General features: G+C 72.9%; 15 protein-coding genes. 9 read left to right on the plus strand and 6 right to left on the minus strand.

Annotation, left to right across the window (positions count from 1 at the left end; all coding sequences use genetic code 11):
* Positions 1–95: 95 nt before the first annotated feature.
* The 5 genes from ACFYTE_RS00930 to ACFYTE_RS00950 form a co-directional block, all read right to left on the minus strand.
* Positions 96–857 carry a succinate dehydrogenase iron-sulfur subunit gene (locus tag ACFYTE_RS00930; RefSeq protein ID WP_351745525.1) on the minus strand — a complete coding sequence of 254 codons (762 nt, stop codon included), beginning with the start codon at positions 855–857 and terminating at the stop codon, positions 96–98.
* Positions 857–2,611 (minus strand): succinate dehydrogenase flavoprotein subunit, encoded by a 1,755-nt coding sequence (sdhA, locus tag ACFYTE_RS00935; RefSeq protein WP_388703060.1) that lies wholly within the window; start codon positions 2,609–2,611, stop codon positions 857–859. Before sdhA ends, ACFYTE_RS00930 begins: the two co-directional genes overlap by 1 nt.
* A 24-nt stretch (positions 2,612–2,635) precedes the next feature.
* Positions 2,636–3,118 (minus strand): succinate dehydrogenase hydrophobic membrane anchor subunit, encoded by a 483-nt coding sequence (locus ACFYTE_RS00940; protein WP_388703062.1) that lies wholly within the window; start codon positions 3,116–3,118, stop codon positions 2,636–2,638.
* A 5-nt stretch (positions 3,119–3,123) separates the two neighbouring features.
* Complete coding sequence (gene sdhC / locus ACFYTE_RS00945; RefSeq protein ID WP_351745517.1) at positions 3,124–3,504, minus strand: succinate dehydrogenase, cytochrome b556 subunit; 381 nt, start codon at positions 3,502–3,504, stop codon at positions 3,124–3,126.
* Between the two features lie 288 nt (positions 3,505–3,792).
* Positions 3,793–4,431, minus strand: a complete 639-nt coding sequence (locus ACFYTE_RS00950) for a 2-oxo-4-hydroxy-4-carboxy-5-ureidoimidazoline decarboxylase (RefSeq protein WP_388703990.1) — start codon at positions 4,429–4,431, stop codon at positions 3,793–3,795.
* Positions 4,432–4,586: 155 nt separating this feature from the next.
* Here ACFYTE_RS00950 and ACFYTE_RS00955 point away from each other — a divergent pair, with 155 nt between their 5' ends.
* The 7 genes from ACFYTE_RS00955 to ACFYTE_RS00985 all read left to right on the plus strand — a co-directional run bounded on the left by ACFYTE_RS00955 (position 4,587) and on the right by ACFYTE_RS00985 (position 11,904).
* A complete protein-coding gene (locus ACFYTE_RS00955) occupies positions 4,587–6,254 on the plus strand; it encodes a family 20 glycosylhydrolase (RefSeq protein ID WP_388703066.1) in 1,668 nt (555 codons plus the stop codon).
* 99 nt (positions 6,255–6,353) lie between these two features.
* A complete protein-coding gene (locus ACFYTE_RS00960) occupies positions 6,354–6,857 on the plus strand; it encodes a hypothetical protein (protein WP_388703068.1) in 504 nt (167 codons plus the stop codon).
* A 654-nt stretch (positions 6,858–7,511) separates the two neighbouring features.
* Entirely contained in the window at positions 7,512–7,901 is a 390-nt protein-coding gene (locus ACFYTE_RS00965) for a hypothetical protein (RefSeq protein WP_388703993.1), read from the plus strand.
* A gap of 201 nt (positions 7,902–8,102) precedes the next feature.
* Complete coding sequence (locus ACFYTE_RS00970; RefSeq protein ID WP_388703071.1) at positions 8,103–8,747, plus strand: RNA polymerase sigma factor; 645 nt, start codon at positions 8,103–8,105, stop codon at positions 8,745–8,747.
* Between the two features lie 139 nt (positions 8,748–8,886).
* A complete protein-coding gene (locus ACFYTE_RS00975; RefSeq protein ID WP_388703074.1) occupies positions 8,887–9,612 on the plus strand; it encodes a hypothetical protein in 726 nt (241 codons plus the stop codon).
* Positions 9,613–10,126: 514 nt separating this feature from the next.
* On the plus strand, positions 10,127–10,789 hold the full coding sequence (locus tag ACFYTE_RS00980) for an RNA polymerase sigma factor (RefSeq protein ID WP_388703077.1): 663 nt from the start codon (positions 10,127–10,129) through the stop codon (positions 10,787–10,789).
* Positions 10,789–11,904, plus strand: a complete 1,116-nt coding sequence (locus ACFYTE_RS00985) for a hypothetical protein (RefSeq protein WP_388703080.1) — start codon at positions 10,789–10,791, stop codon at positions 11,902–11,904. Before ACFYTE_RS00980 ends, ACFYTE_RS00985 begins: the two co-directional genes overlap by 1 nt.
* Positions 11,905–12,147: 243 nt before the next feature.
* On the opposite strand, the gene ACFYTE_RS00990 is transcribed toward ACFYTE_RS00985, so the two are convergent.
* Positions 12,148–13,002, minus strand: coding sequence for a L,D-transpeptidase family protein (locus ACFYTE_RS00990; RefSeq protein ID WP_388703082.1), 855 nt, complete (start codon positions 13,000–13,002; stop codon positions 12,148–12,150).
* Positions 13,003–13,081: 79 nt separating this feature from the next.
* Here ACFYTE_RS00990 and ACFYTE_RS00995 point away from each other — a divergent pair, with 79 nt between their 5' ends.
* Positions 13,082–14,662 carry a methylmalonyl-CoA mutase gene (locus ACFYTE_RS00995; protein ID WP_388703084.1) on the plus strand — a complete coding sequence of 527 codons (1,581 nt, stop codon included), beginning with the start codon at positions 13,082–13,084 and terminating at the stop codon, positions 14,660–14,662.
* A 58-nt stretch (positions 14,663–14,720) separates the two neighbouring features.
* Positions 14,721–15,371, plus strand: a complete 651-nt coding sequence (leuE, locus tag ACFYTE_RS01000; RefSeq protein ID WP_388703086.1) for a leucine efflux protein LeuE — start codon at positions 14,721–14,723, stop codon at positions 15,369–15,371.
* Positions 15,372–15,467: the final 96 nt, after the last annotated feature.

Consider the following 15,467-nt stretch of genomic DNA (forward strand, 5'->3'; position numbering starts at 1 on the left):
TATGCAGCGAACTCCCTTGCCTGCACAGCGTGTCCGCGAGGAAGACCCCGCTCCCGGAGGGGAACGGGGTCTTCGGCGGTGCGGGGTGCGGAACGTCAGAAGCGGCGCGTGATCAGCGCTCGCTTCACCTCCTGGATCGCCTTCGTCACCTCGATGCCGCGCGGGCAGGCGTCCGTGCAGTTGAAGGTGGTGCGGCAGCGCCAGACGCCGTCGCGGTCGTTGAGGATCTCCAGCCGCTGCTCGCCGGCCTCGTCACGCGAGTCGAAGATGAAGCGGTGCGCGTTGACGATCGCCGCCGGGCCGAAGTACTGGCCGTCGTTCCAGAACACCGGGCAGGAGGACGTGCACGCGGCGCACAGGATGCACTTCGTGGTGTCGTCGAAGCGGGCGCGGTCCTCGGCGGACTGCAGCCGCTCGCGCGTCGGCTCGTTCGTGTCCTTCGTCACGAGGAACGGCATGACGTCCCGGTACGCCTGGAAGAACGGCTCCATGTCCACGACCAGGTCCTTGAGGACCGTGAGGCCCTTGATGGGCTCGACCGTGATCGGCTTCTCGGGGTTGATGTCCTTGATCAGCGTCTTGCAGGCGAGGCGGTTCCTGCCGTTGATCCGCATCGCGTCCGAGCCGCAGATGCCGTGGGCGCAGGAGCGGCGGAAGGTGAGCGTGCCGTCCACGTCCCACTTGATCTTGTGGAGACCGTCGAGGACCCGTTCCTTCGGGTCGATCTCCAGCTGGAAGTCCTCCCACGTGGGCTCCGCCGAGACCTCCGGGTTGAAGCGGCGGATGCGGAAGGTGACCGTGATGTAGGGAGAGGACGCGGCCTCCGCCTCCACCTTGTCCAGAACAGGGGTTGCCATCAGTACTTACGCTCCATCGGCTGGTAGCGGGTCTGGACGACCGGCTTGTAGTCGAGACGGACGGACTCGGTGCCGTCGTCGCCCACCTCGCGGTACGCCATGGTGTGGCGCATGAAGTTGACGTCGTCGCGGTTCGGGTAGTCCTCGCGGTAGTGACCGCCGCGGGACTCCTTGCGGGCCAGCGCGGACACCGCCATGACCTCGGCGAGGTCCAGCAGGTTGCCCAGCTCGACGGCCTCCAGCAGGTCCGTGTTGAACCGCTTGCCCTTGTCCTGGATCGCCACGTTCTTGTAGCGCTCGCGCAGCTCCGCGATCTTCTCGACCGCCGTCTTGATGGTCTGCTCGGTGCGGAACACCATGACGTTGGCGTCCATGGTCTCCTGCAGCTCGCGGCGCAGGGTCGCCACCCGCTCGGTGCCCGTGGACGTGCGCAGCCGCTCGATCTGCTCGATGACGACGGACTCCGGGTTCTCCGGCAGCTCGACGAAGTCCGCCCGCTGGCTGTACTCCGCCGCCGCGATGCCCGCCCGGCGGCCGAACACGTTGATGTCCAGCAGTGAGTTGGTGCCCAGGCGGTTGGCGCCGTGCACCGACACGCAGGCCACCTCGCCGGCCGCGTACAGACCCGGCACGACGGTGGTGTTGTCCGACAGGACCTCGCCCTCGACGTTCGTCGGGATGCCGCCCATCGCGTAGTGCGCGGTCGGCTGGATCGGGATCGGGTCGGTGTACGGCTCGATGCCCAGGTAGGTGCGGGCGAACTCCGTGATGTCGGGCAGCTTGGCGTCCAGCTGCTCCGGCGGCAGGTGCGTCAGGTCCAGGTAGACGTGGTCGCCCTCGGGGCCGCAGCCGCGGCCCTCGCGGATCTCCGTGTAGATGGAGCGGGAGACGACGTCACGGGACGCCAGGTCCTTCATCACCGGCGCGTACTTCTCCATGAAGCGCTCGCCGTCCTTGTTGCGCAGGATGCCGCCCTCACCGCGGGCGCCCTCGGTGAGCAGGATGCCCATGCGCCAGATGCCCGTCGGGTGGAACTGGAAGAACTCCATGTCCTCCAGCGGCAGACCGCGCCGGTAGACCGCCGCCTGGCCGTCACCGGTCAGGGTGTGCGCGTTCGACGTCACCTTGAAGAACTTGCCGCAGCCGCCGGACGCGTAGATCACGGCCTTCGCCTGGAAGATGTGGATCTCGCCGGTCGCCAGCTCGTACGCGACCACGCCGGACGACCTCTTGATGCCGTCGACCTCGGTGATCAACTGGTCCAGGACGTAGAACTCGTTGAAGAACTCCACGCCCTCCTTGACGCAGTTCTGGTACAGCGTCTGGAGGATCATGTGGCCGGTGCGGTCGGCCGCGTAGCAGGAGCGGCGGACCGGGGCCTCGCCGTGGTTGCGGGAGTGACCGCCGAAGCGGCGCTGGTCGATGGTGCCGTTCGGGGTGCGGTTGAACGGCAGGCCCATCTTCTCCAGGTCGAGGACGGAGTCGATGGCCTCCTTCGCCAGGATCTCCGCGGCGTCCTGGTCGACGAGGTAGTCACCGCCCTTGACCGTGTCGAAGGTGTGCCACTCCCAGTTGTCCTCCTCCACGTTGGCGAGCGCGGCGGCCATGCCGCCCTGCGCGGCGCCCGTGTGGGAGCGGGTGGGGTAGAGCTTGGTCAGGACCGCGGTGCGGCTGCGCTTCGTCGCCTCGATGGCCGCGCGCATGCCGGCGCCACCGGCGCCGACGATGACGGTGTCGTACTTGTGGATCTTCATCAGGGGAATACCTCGGTCCCGGGCCTAGCGGATGTTCGGGTCGAAGGTGAAGATCACCAGCGTGCCCAGCAGGATGGTGAACACCGTGGCGGTGTAGAGCAGGCCCTTGAGCCACAGCCGGGTGTTCGCGCGTTCCGCGTAGTCGTTGATGATCGTGCGCAGACCGTTCGCGCCGTGCAGCATCGCGAGCCACAGCATGGCGAGGTCCCAGACCTGCCAGAACGGGTTGGCCCAGCGGCCGGCCACGAAGGCGAAGCCGATCTTGGAGACGCCGCCGTCCAGGAACAGCTGGATCAGCAGGTGGCCGAGGACCAGGACGACCAGCACGATGCCGGACAGGCGCATGAACAGCCAGGCGGCCATCTCGAAGTTGCCCCGGGTGCTGCGCGGGGTCTTCTTGGTGCGCCGGCGCGGCGCCTCGATGAGCGGCGCGGGGTTGTCGACGTCGTACAGGGCCTCGCCCTCGACGGGGCCGATCCCGGAAGCGGTGGTTTCAGTGGTGGACATCGGCGTCAGCTCCCGAACAGGACACGAGCGGCGTGGCCGAGGACCGGGTAGATCGAGCCGGCCATCAGGACGACCCAGACGCCGACGACGGTCCACAGCATCTGCTTCTGGTAGCGCGGGCCCTTCGACCAGAAGTCGACGGCGATGACGCGCAGGCCGTTGAGCGCGTGGAAGAGGATGGCGGCGACGAGGCCGTACTCCAGCAGCGCGACGATCGGCGTCTTGTACGTGGCTACGACCTTGTCGTAGTCCTCGGGGGAGACACGCACGAGAGCGGTGTCCAGCACGTGAACGAACAGGAAGAAGAAGATGAGGACGCCGGTGACTCGGTGAGCCACCCAGGACCACATTCCTTCCCGGCCGCGGTACAGCGTTCCAGCCGGCACGGAAGAACCCTCCGGGAGCGGGGACTGAGGGCCGCGCCGGCTTCGGTGTCGGTCGGGCCCGGCCGGGTACGGTCCACCGGCCCCCAGCATCGTAGCGGGGTGCCTGCGGCGCTCAGCGGGGGGTCTTGACTGTGTGATCAAACTGGCACCGGACGGATTAGCTGGGCGGGGGCGGCCAGGGGGGTGGGGGGTTCTGGGAAGGTGCCGGGTGCGGGTTGGGTGTGGCTGGGTGCGCCGTTCCCCGCGCCCCTTTGGGGCACGGCCTGATTATCGCGGACTGTCTGGCGGCTAGAGGGGTGGGGTGCCGGGTGTGGGTTGGGTGTGGCTGGGCGCGCCGTTCCCCGCGCCCCTTTGGGGCGTTGTGCTGGTCAGGTGGGTTGTCAAGCGGGCTCTTGCCAGGCGGCGGAGTTCGTCCGCTGTTACCGCGCGTTCCTCGTCGGGGTCGTTCGTCAGGCGGGAGCGGATGCCTTCGAGGGTGCGGTCCAGGGCCTCTCCGGGTGGGGTGCCGCCGAGGTGGATGACGAATACATGGCCGAAGCGGGCCTCGTAGGCGGCGTGCGCGGCGCTGAGGGCGGTGTGGGCCGCGGAGTACGTGTCCTCCGGCAGGGGCGGCAGGGTCTCGCCGGCCAGGGCCTCGGCCAGCTCGGCCGGGGTCAGGTCGTACGCCGCCTCGTCCGCCGCGGCCAGCAGGGCGTCCAGGTCGGGGTAGGGGCGGTGGGCGGCGACGCGCTGGGCCCAGCGCGGGCTGTGCAGGCAGGCGAGGAGTGCCGCGCGGGCCTCGTCGGCGGTCGCGGCGTTGAATCCCGCCAGTCGGCCGGAGACGGGCGGGACGCGGGTCTGCTCGGGGAGCGCCGGTATGGTCACTCGGTCCAGGGACCCGGACGGGTACGGGAGACGGTGCGCAGGCAGCGTGGGTCCTCGCGTCACATGGTGGGGCGGCAGCGGATGCTGTGAGAGATGTGCCGTCACGTTATCGAGAGTGGTCACGGCGCGTCCGACGGATGCCCGAATTTCACCCGGACGGCAGAGTTTCGGAACCGTTCGTGGACGCACGGCTTCGGCATTGGCCTTAGCTTGGCGGTGTGAGCCAGCACAGGCGCCGCACGCCGGCGCAGCAGGTCAGGCGGCGGCGCGCGGCGGTCGGCGGCGCGTTCGTCGGCACGATCGCCCTCGGTGTCGGACTGGGCGTCTGGGCCGCCGCGGACGGCGGCAGCGGAGCGCGGCCCACCGCGACCGCGCGGCAGTCCGCGGGCAACACCGCGGTGGGCGCGGCCCCCGGTTCGGCCACCCCGAGCACGGCGAGCCCGTCACCCAGCCGTTCCTACCCGCTGTCCCAGGCACCCCGCACCATTCCCGCCGTGCGCTCGCACACCCCCGAGCGCGGCCCCGGCTGGCACCCGGCCGGCGGCGAGCGGGTCGTGGTGGGCGCCCCGGCCCTGGCCGACGAGGGCCGCCTGATAGCCGGCGAGCTTGGCCTCACCTACGCGGGCGAGCAACGCGACCGGCGCGCCGGTGACCTGCGGCTGGAGCTGAACGGCGACAAGGCCGCGAACCCGGAGTCGTACACCATGACCGTGCGCGGCGGCGCCGTGACCATCAGCGGGCCCGCCGACACCGGCGTCTTCTACGGCACCCGCACCCTCAAGCAGGAGGTCCACGGCGGCGGCACCGCCCCGGAGGGCGTCGTGCGCGACGAGCCCGCCAAGCCGCGGCGCGGCTTCATGCTGGACATAGCGCGCAAGCCGTTCAGCGAGACCTGGATAGAGGACCGGATCCGCGAGCTGGCGGACCTGAAGTACAACGAGCTGGGCCTGCACTTCTCCGACGACCAGGGGTTCCGGATCGAGTCCAGGACCCACCCCGAGATCGTCTCCAAGGACCATCTCACCCAGGCGCAGGTCAAGCGGATCGTCGACCTCGCGGCCGGCCGGCACATCGCCGTCGTCCCCGAGATCGACTCGCCCGGACACCTAGGCGCGGTCATCGCCGCCCACCCCGATCTTCAGCTGCGCAACGCCCAGGGCGTCGCCACGCGCGGTGCCGTCGACATCTCCAAGCCCGCGGCGGCCCGCATCGTCGACGACCTGCTGGGCGAGTTCACCGGTGTGTTCCCGGGCTCGTACTGGCACCTGGGCGGCGACGAGTACCGTGCGCTCGCGGTCTCCGATCCGGCCGCCTCCTACCCGCAGCTGGCCGCCGCCGCCCAGAAGGCGTACGGCTCCGGCGGTACCGTCGCCGACCTGGCGACCGGCTGGCTCAACGCCCGCGCCGACACCGTCCGCGCCCACGCCCGCACGATGCGGGCCTGGAACGACGGCTTCTACCGGGGGACCTCCGTACAGCCCGCCAAGGACCTGGAGGTCGCCTACTGGACGGGCAAGGAGATCGGCGCCCGGCCGCCGGCCGAGTACCTGGGCGCGGGACGCAAGGTCATCAACTACAACGACGAGTTCCTGTACTACGTCCTCGGCCAGCCGCAGACCTTCGTCTACCCCACCGGGCAGCGGATCTACGAACAGTGGAACCCGCGGGTGCTGCGCGGCACCACGGCCGTGCCCGCCCGCTACGACGGGCAGATCCTCGGCGGCTCCTTCGCCGTCTGGGGCGATGTGCCGAACGCCCAGACCCAGGACCAGGTGGCGGCCGGGATCCGGATGCCGCTGCGGGCCACCGTGCAGAAGCTGTGGGACCCGGGCCCGCCTGCCCTGCCCTGGGCCGACTTCGAGAAGCTGGCCGACCGGCTGGGCTGACCCGCGCCCCTGGTGTCCGTTTGCGGATACGGCTGCGAACTCCCCTGCGGCTGTGGTGTATTCGCCCGGAGCCGAGCCGAACAGTCAGGGGGGACGGACATGGGCTACTGGGGGTATTTCGTCGTGGGCCGGGCCGCGCGGCCGCTCGCCGAACTGGACGCGCTGGCCGGTGCCGAGGGCCTGACCCGGCGGGCGGCCGGACCCGAGGGCTGGCAGGTGTGGGAGTACCCGGGCCCCGAGGGCGAGATCGGGAGCATGAACGCCCTCGCCGAGCAGACCGGCGCGCCCGCGCTGTTCGGTTACGTGATGGACAGCGCCTGCGTGGTCGTCGAGGGGGCGGCGCCGGACAGCGGCGGCTGGACCACGTGTCTGGCCCGCACCGCGATGGCCGCTCGGCTCGGCGCCGACCGGCAGGGCCTGACCCTGGAGGACTACTTCCTCGACCCCCGCGACGCCGCCGAACGCGCGGTCGCCTGGGCCGCCGAGGCCGGGCACACGGTCACCGCGGACGCGGTGTTCGAGGTGCTGACCGCCGACCCCGACGGCACGGCCGAGACACTGCTCTTCCGCCTGCTCGACCTGCTGGGCACGCCACCCCTGTGACACCCCGCCGTCCCGCCGCGCAGTAAAGGGGTGTGCGACAGGAGCAGGCGCGCCGCCCTCGGCCGCAGGCCCCGGCCGCGCGACTCGCCCACCAGACGCTCGACGCGACCCCGGCCGAGCGCGCCGGGGCCGCCGTACGGGCGTGGGCCGACGCCTGCTCGGTCGCCGCGCTGCGCGCCCACGGCTCCTCGAACCCGCCGAAGTCCGGCCCCGGCGCGGGCGGTGCTCCGGTCGTCCGCCGCCCCCGCCCCCGGCCCTCGGCCCCCGGCTGCCGTGCGCGCCGCGGGAACGGCGGGCGAGGGCCGTACGGAGGTCATGTCGCCGCTGGTCGCCGCCGAACTGCGGCGCCAGGTCAGCGTCCTGGAACTGCTCGCCGGCCCGGGACGGGTGGGTTGCGGTGGGCGCTGGATGACGAGCGAGGGGCGCCTGGTGCTGGGCGCGGTGGCCTCGGGCCGGGCCGCGGCCGGGCTGAGCCCGGCCGCGGCCGGGCTCAGCCCGTTCGGTGGCGGGAGCGGGTGGGGCGGGCTGCCGGGGCGGTGCTGTGGTCGTCGTGCGGGGGAGGTGGGGCGGTCCTGCGCCGGATGCGGATCCGGCCCGGATCCGGGTGACGAAAGCCACGCCCGTCTCGCTCTTGAGTATGTGACAGCGCAGCAGGTGACAGCACAGCAGCAGACCAGGCCGCAGGCCGCGACCAAGCCCGTGCGATGGGCGGCGGACGTCGTGGCGACGATGCGCGAGGGCGCGCGGGTACGGCTCGACTACTCGGCGCAGAGCCTGTGGCGGGTGGACCGGATGATCGACGACATACGCCGCGAAGGTGCGCCGTACGCCGCCGTACAGGACGTACTGCGTGGCTTCGGTGCCTACGCCGGCGAGGTGATCGTCCGGCAGACCGGCGCCGAGTGGTGGGCGAGCGGCGGCGACCACTGGATCCGCACGCCCGACGGCCGGCTGTGGGATCCCGTCGACGAGGCCCGGCGCTGCTTCACCGGGCACGGCTCGCTGCGGCTGCTGTGCCGGGACGCGACGGTGTCGGTGCCCTGACCGCCGCCCCGGACGCGGCCCGCGCGGACGCCCGGCGGGGCGCCCGCCGCGGCCGGGCCCGGCCGTGCCCTGTGACAAATCTGTGAACCGCGGCGCTGATCATCGTGGGGATGCGGGTCGCCGTGTCGCTCGATGCCGATGCGCTGCGCGGACGAGCAGCGGCACGAGCACGGGCACGGCTCGTACGGACGAGGACGGTTCTTGGGCCAGGGAGGGGAACGTCGCCGCCTTGAGGCGTACGACGGCGAGCTGGGCGCGGCCGTCGCGCGGGCCCAGGACGGCGACGAGACCGCCTTCGCCGCGGCCTACCGGATGGTGCAGCCGGGCCTGCTCGGCTATCTCCGCGGCCTCGTCGGCGACGACGCGGAGGACGTGGCATCCGACGCCTGGCTGGAGATCGCCCGGGACCTGGGCCGGTTCAAGGGCGACGGCGCCGGGTTCCGCGGCTGGACCGCGACCATCGCCCGGCACCGGGCCCTCGACCATCTGCGCAGGCAGCGGGTGCGGCCCCGGGCCACGGCACTGGAACAGGACGTACTGGAACTGCCCGGACCGCACAGCACGCACGACCAGGCGCTGGAGTCCATCTCCACGGAACGCGCCCTCGCTCTGGTCCGGGGGCTGCCGCGCGACCAGGCCGAGGCCGTGCTGCTGCGGGTCGTCGTCGGTCTCGACGGCCCCGCCGCCGCGCGCGTCCTCGACAAGCGCCCCGGCGCGGTGCGCACGGCCGCGTACCGCGGGCTGAAACGTCTCGCCCGGCAACTGGGCGGCCGGTCGTCGGCGGACGGCGACGCGCACGACGGTGTGACGGAAGAGGGCCCTGGCACGCTGGGGGATGCGACATGAACGGCGGCCGGGCGCGGCACGTACGGAGTCGGCGGGGCGGGCGGTTCGAGCAGAGCCCGGCGGCCCCGCGGCGTGACGGAGCGGACGGCTCCGGTGGATCGGGCGGACCGGGCGGACCGGGCTAGGACGGGGAACGGACATGGGTGAACGGCACAGCGACGACGGGCCGCCCGGCCGTCGGCGCGCGCACCCCGTCGGCGCCGTGCCCGGCCCGCGGCCGGCCGATCAGGACGCGGCGCTGGAGGCGCGGTTCGGCACGGCCCTCCGGCCGGAGGGCGCCGGCCTGGACCCGGAGGCCGAGCGGCGGGCCGTGGCCGCGTTCCGCGCCGCGCGGGACACCGGGGCGCACCGGGCGCGGACGCGGCGCCGGGACGACTGGCGGCCGGGCGCGCCGCGGCGCGCCCGGTTCTCGGTGAAGGCAACGCTGTCCGTGTTCCTCGCGAGCGTCGCGCTGGGCGGCCTCGCCGTCGCGGCGATCGCCTCGGCCGGGTCCCCGGCGCCCCACGGCGAGCCAGGCCCAGGCACCCCGCACCCGACGACGGAGACCCACGAACGGCCGGCCTCCCGACCGGCCCCGTCCGCCCGCCGGCCCGTCACCAGCCCCGGCGCCACGAGGCCCGCGCCCGCGAGCCCCGCTCCCGCGGACCCGGCGGCCACCGGGCCCGCGGCGGCCCGCCCGGACCGCCCGGCCACGGACACCCTCGCCCACTGCCGTGCGTACGAGCAGGTCAAGGACCGGGGCAAGGCGCTGGACGCGACGGCCTGGCAGCGGCTCGTCGCGGCCGCGGGCGGAGCGGACAAGGTGGCCGCGTACTGCGCCGCCCGACTACCGCCACCATCCGAAAAGCCCGCCCCGCCCGACTGAGGCCGGAGCAGCCTGGGTGAGAAACAAGGAACGCCACCTTGAGGAGCTGTACGGTCTCCCCGCCTTCGCGTTTGCCGAGCCCGGCGGGACGCCACGGCTGCCCGCGCGGTGCTGACCGGCGTGGTCTCGCTGTCGAATGGGACGTCGCCCCAGAACCGGCGAAGTCGCAGCGGCGGACGGGGAACCGCGGAGACGGCCGGGGCCGCCACCCCCCACAGGAGAGGCCCCGGCCGTCGCGCGGCACGGGCCGCGCGGCGGCCCGTACTTCCTTCAGCGTCAGGGGTGCGTTTTCTGTCACACCCGCCCGCGTCACGAGCTGGTTGCATCTTGTACGGACGTGGACGGGAGCGGATTCAGGCCGTAACGTGCCTTTCGCGCCGAGGCGCGGGGGACGCACGACCAGGGCAACCACCTGTGACCTCGAACACCGCAACCATCAATTGAGGAACCACGACGGCGAGGACCACGTCCGCGAGAGCGGCGCCGGTTTAGGCGCAAAGTAGGGACACCACGGGTGCTGGGGGACGATGCGGAGCTGACCGCCGCGGTGCGCGCGGCACAGGACGGGGACGAGACCGCGTTCCGGACCGTCTACCGCGCGGTGCACCCGCGGCTGCTGGGGTACGTACGGACACTGGTCGGCGATCCGGACGCCGAGGACGTCGCATCCGAGGCGTGGCTGCAGATAGCCCGTGACCTGGAACGCTTCAGCGGTGACGCGGACCGCTTCCGCGGCTGGGCGGCCCGTATCGCCCGCAACCGCGCCCTCGACCACATACGCATGCGCGGCCGCCGCCCCGTGATCGGCGGAGACGAGACCGAACTGACCGCCAGGGCCGCCGAGTCGGATACCGCGGGCGAGGCCATCGAGGCTCTGGCCACCGACCGCGCCCTCTCCCTGATCGCGCGGCTCCCGCAGGACCAGGCCGAGGCGGTCGTCCTGCGCGTGGTCGTCGGCCTCGACGCCAAGACCGCCGCCGAGACCCTCGGCAAACGCGCGGGCGCCGTCCGCACCGCCGCGCACCGTGGTCTGAAACGGCTCGCCGAACTGCTCGCCGAGGATCCGGAATCAGCCGGCCGGCCCGGCGCCCTGCCGACCCAGCGAGAACCGCGCGGCAGCGCGGTGACGTCCGCCACTGTGACGCATACGCGTTCGCGGACGCAGAAGGACATGTGATGGCCGACGAGCAGGACAAGTGGCTGAACCGGGAAACGGCGGAACGTCTGCTGCGCGGTGAGCCACTCGAAGCCGTCGACGCGTCCGCCCGCGGACAGGCCGAACGACTCGCCGGGGCACTGGGCGCGCTCGCCGTCGAGGCCACCCCGGCCGGGGTCGAACTCCCCGGTGAGGAGGGTGCGCTCGCGGCCTTCCGGAAGGCCCGCGAGGCCGCCGCAGAACAGGCCGCCGCTGCGCACGGCGACGGTTCGCAGGCGCGACGCACCGGCGCGGCGGCCCGGCCGTCCGACGCGGGTCTCATCCGCATCGGCGGCCGTCCCGCCCCCGCCCGCGGCCGTCCCCGCCGGGCCCGCCCCGTGCGCCTGGCGCTCGCCGCCGCACTGGCCGTGGGCACCGTCGGCGGGGTCGCGGTGGCCGCCGGAACCGGAGTCCTGCCGGTGCCCTTCGGCGACGACGATCCGGGGCCCGCCGCCTCCGTCACCGCCGCCGGTACGCCCGACCAGCCGCTCGCCTCGCCGTCCGCGGAGGCCACACAGGGCGGTACGTCGGGCCCGCCGGCGCCGAGCGCCCCCGCCACCGGCTCCGCGCGGGAGAACTCAGGTCCCGATACGGACCGGGGCGGCGCCACCGGGTCCGCTGACTCCGCCGGGCGGGCCCATGGGCCGTGGGCGGGCGCGCCCGCGGCCTGCCGTGACCTCCGTGACGGCAAGGAACTCGGTCCTGGCCGCGAGTACCGTCTGGAGCAGACGGCGGGCGGCCCCGCGCGCGTGTGGACGTACTGCAAAGGCATCCTGGAAAGCACCGGGAGCACCGGGAGCACCCAGGGCCACGAGCACGGGAAGTCCGGCGACGGCAATAACGAGCAGTCCGGCCAGGGCGATCAGGGCGATCAGGACGACCAGGACGACCCTGCCGGTCGAGGCGGCCACGGCGACCGGGACGACCGAGGCGGTGGCCACGGCGGCCATGGCCGCACCTCTCGCGAGGGCCGCGGCAACGACCACCGCCGGGACGGCGGGACCACGTCCGTCCCCTCCGCTGTCGCCCCGCAGCGGCCCGACAGCCCCGCGCAGTCCCCGGACCCCGCACCGAGCCCGACGTACACCGCGCTCTGACGCTGCCCCGAGCCAAGGCTTTGACCTGCGGCTTCACGGCGCGGGAGCGGTCGCGCACGTAGGGTGTGACGTTTTCGGCGACGGTGGCGCAGTACAGAGTGAGCCGACTGGTCATCGGCCGTCGCACCGAGCCGGGGTTCCCCCCGTACCCAGGGCTCGTGCACCTTGGCGCGGGCGGGATCCGTTCCCCCGGTCCCGCCCGCGCCCCGTCCCGGCGAGCGGAGCGCCCCGGCGAGCGGCGCCTCACCAGGAGACGACGACCTTGTCGCCCGTCCGCACCTGTGCGAACAGCGCCGCGATCGCCGCCTCGTCGCGCACGTTGACACAGCCGTGCGAGCCGCCCGCGTAACCCCGCGCCGCGAAGTCGTACGAGTAGTGCACCGCTTGACCGCCACTGAAGAACAGGGCGTACGGCATCGGGGAGTCGTAGAGCGTCGACACATGGTGCCGTGACTTCCAGTAGATGCGGAACACACCCTCACGGGTCGGGGTGTACTGCGTGCCGAACCGCACCGCCATCGTCGACACCGTGCGTCCGTCGATCATCCAGCGCAGCGTCCGGCTTGTCTTGTCGATGCACAGCACCCGGCCGGTCAGACAGCGCGGGTCGGGCGCGGCGACCGGCTGACCGCCCATCAGATACAGGTCCCACGTGCCCGGCCGGTGCGTCATGCCGAGCAGCCGCCGCCAGGTGACCGTGTCCGTCCGCCCGGTCCGCGGCAGCCCGCGCTTGCCCTGGAAGCCGCTGACCGCCTCCTCCGTCAGGTCGTCGTACGTCCCCGTCGGCCCGTCGAACAGCCAGGCGACCTGGCGCAGCCGGGCCTGCAGTTCGCGCACGCTCGGGCCGGTGTCGCCGCGGGACCACAGGACGCGGGGCGGCGCTGGCGCCGGCCGGGCCGTCGTGGGACCGCCGCCGGGAGCGGGCCGGTCCGGTGGCCGGGTGCTCGGCAGCCGGATGTGCACCGGCGATCGGTTCTTCCCGTCCGTGTCCGCGGGCTGCACGGTGCACCCGCAGAGCACGGCGAGCACGGTGAGCGCGGCGGCCGAGGCGAGCGCGGCGGGCCGCCCCGCGATCCGTTCGATCCCCCTGAACCCCATGCCGGGATGTTTCCCCGGGTGACCGCCGCCGAACTAGGAGGCATGGTGGGGAGTAGTCGACGTACTGCGGAGGCACCCCATGACGCGTGAGTCGGAGTCCGGACTGCCCGTGGAGCCGGTCTACGGGCCCGCCGCGTTGGCGGGCTGGGACCCGGCCGAGCGGCTGGGCGAACCCGGGGCGTACCCCTTCACCCGGGGCGTGTACCCGACGATGTACACCGGCCGTCCCTGGACGATGCGCCAGTACGCGGGCTTCGGTACGGCCGCCGAGTCCAATGCCCGCTACCGGCAGCTGATCGCCCACGGCACCACGGGCCTGTCCGTCGCCTTCGACCTGCCCACCCAGATGGGCCACGACTCCGACGCGCCCCTCGCGCACGGCGAGGTCGGCCGGGTCGGCGTGGCGATCGACTCGATCGACGACATGCGGGTCCTGTTCGGCGGGATCCCGCTCGGCGAGGTCTCCACCTCCATGACGATCAACGCCCCCGCCGCGCTGCTGTTGCTGCTGTACCAACTGGTCGCCGAGGAACAGGGCGTGGCGGCCGGCCGGCTCGCCGGCACCGTCCAGAACGACGTCCTCAAGGAGTACATCGCGCGGGGCACGTACATCTTCCCGCCGCGGCCGTCGCTGCGGCTGACCGCGGACATCTTCCGCTACTGCCGGGCCGAGCTGCCCCGGTGGAACACCATCTCGGTCTCCGGTTATCACATGGCCGAGGCGGGCGCCTCCCCCGTGCAGGAGATCGCCTTCACGCTGGCCGACGCCGTCGCCTATGTGCGGGCCGCGGTGGCGGCCGGCATGGACGTCGACGACTTCGCGCCCCGCCTGTCGTTCTTCTTCGTCGCCCGGACCACCCTGCTGGAGGAGGTCGCCAAGTTCCGTGCCGCGCGCCGGATCTGGGCGCGGGTGATGCGTCAGGAGTTCGGGGCGCGCGACCCGCGGTCGATGATGCTGCGGTTCCACACCCAGACCGCGGGGGTGCAGCTGACGGCGCAGCAGCCGGAGGTGAACCTGGTCCGGGTCGCCGTCCAGGCGCTGGCCGCGGTGCTGGGCGGCACCCAGTCGCTGCACACCAACGCCTTCGACGAGGCGATCGCGCTGCCCACCGACAAGTCCGCGCGGCTGGCCCTGCGTACCCAGCAGGTACTCGCCCACGAGACGGACGTGACCGCGACCGTGGACCCCTTCGCCGGCTCGTACGCCATCGAGCGCATGACCGACGACCTGGAGGCCGCCGCCGTGGAACTGATGCGCAAGGTCGAGGAGCTGGGCGGCGCGGTCGCGGCGATCGAAACCGGCTTCCAGAAACGCGAGATCGAACGCAACGCCTACCGCATCGCCCAGGAGACCGACACCGGCACCCGGACCGTCGTCGGCGTCAACCGGTTCCGGCTCGACGAGGAAGAACCCTACGCACCGCTCCGCGTCGACCCCGCCATCGAGACACGACAGGCCGAGCGGCTTGCGGCGCTGCGGGCCGGGCGGGACCGGGGCGCGGTGGACTCGGCGCTGGCCGCGCTGCGGAAGGCGGCCGTGGGCGAGGACAACGTCCTGTACCCGATGAAAGAGGCGCTGCGGGCTCGGGCGACGGTCGGCGAGGTGTGCGACGCGCTGCGGGAGGTGTGGGGCACCCACGTCCCGTCGGACACCTTCTGAGACCCACCGGATCAGGGGGCGTGCGGCGTTGTCGTACCCCTGTGCGACACTCCCTTCCGTGTTCGGTGTCATCGATCTCCCCACCTATCTGGCAGGGCTCGTCCTGATCATCCTGCTGCCCGGCCCCAACTCCCTGTACGTGCTCTCGGTGGCCGCCCGCCGCGGGATCCGGGCGGGGTACACCGCCGCGGCCGGGGTCTGGTGCGGGGACGCCGCGCTGATGACGCTGTCCGCCGCGGGGGTCGCCTCGCTGCTCAAGGCGAACGCCGTGCTCTTCGGCATCGTGAAGTACGCGGGCGCCGGCTATCTGACCTGGCTGGCCGTCGGGATGCTGCGGGCCGCGTGGGGCATGTGGCGGACCCGGCGGGAACAGACCGCGGGGGAGGCGGCCCCGGCTCCGGCCGCCGGGGAGCGGCCGTTCCGCCGCGCCCTGATCGTCAGCCTCTTCAACCCGAAGGCGATCCTGTTCTTCGTCGCCTTCTTCGTGCAGTTCGTCGACCCGGGCTACGCCTACCCGGCCCTGTCCTTCGTCGTCCTCGGTGCCTTCGCCCAGGTGGCCAGCGTCCTCTACCTCAGCGCGCTGATATTCGGCGGCACGAAGCTGTCGGCCGCCTTCCGCCGCCGCAAGCGCCTGTCGGCGACGGCGACCTCGGCAGCAGGCGCCCTGTTCTTCGGCTTCGCAGCGAAGCTGTCCCTGGCAAGCGGCTGAGCGCTCCGCGTGTGAGCCCGTTGCCGCATCGTCGGCCGGCTGCGCCGCCAAGGGGAACCCGTCATGGCGGAGCCGCGGGGCGGTAGCGCCCCGCGC

The sequence above is a fragment of the Streptomyces sp. NPDC004629 genome (assembly GCF_042873595.1).
Lineage (GTDB): Bacteria > Actinomycetota > Actinomycetes > Streptomycetales > Streptomycetaceae > Streptomyces.

Excerpts from the sequence above, each read along its gene's own strand:
- ACFYTE_RS00940 (WP_388703062.1), bottom strand. The coding sequence starts at position 3,118 with ATGTCCACCACTGAAACCACCGCTTCCGGGATCGGCCCCGTCGAGGGC.
- ACFYTE_RS00990 (WP_388703082.1), bottom strand. The coding sequence starts at position 13,002 with ATGGGGTTCAGGGGGATCGAACGGATCGCGGGGCGGCCCGCCGCGCTC.
- ACFYTE_RS00975 (WP_388703074.1), top strand. The coding sequence starts at position 8,887 with ATGGGTGAACGGCACAGCGACGACGGGCCGCCCGGCCGTCGGCGCGCG.
- ACFYTE_RS00960 (WP_388703068.1), top strand. The coding sequence starts at position 6,354 with ATGGGCTACTGGGGGTATTTCGTCGTGGGCCGGGCCGCGCGGCCGCTC.
- sdhA (WP_388703060.1), bottom strand. The coding sequence starts at position 2,611 with ATGAAGATCCACAAGTACGACACCGTCATCGTCGGCGCCGGTGGCGCC.
- ACFYTE_RS00930 (WP_351745525.1), bottom strand. The coding sequence starts at position 857 with ATGGCAACCCCTGTTCTGGACAAGGTGGAGGCGGAGGCCGCGTCCTCT.
- ACFYTE_RS00995 (WP_388703084.1), top strand. The coding sequence starts at position 13,082 with ATGACGCGTGAGTCGGAGTCCGGACTGCCCGTGGAGCCGGTCTACGGG.
- ACFYTE_RS00985 (WP_388703080.1), top strand. The coding sequence starts at position 10,789 with ATGGCCGACGAGCAGGACAAGTGGCTGAACCGGGAAACGGCGGAACGT.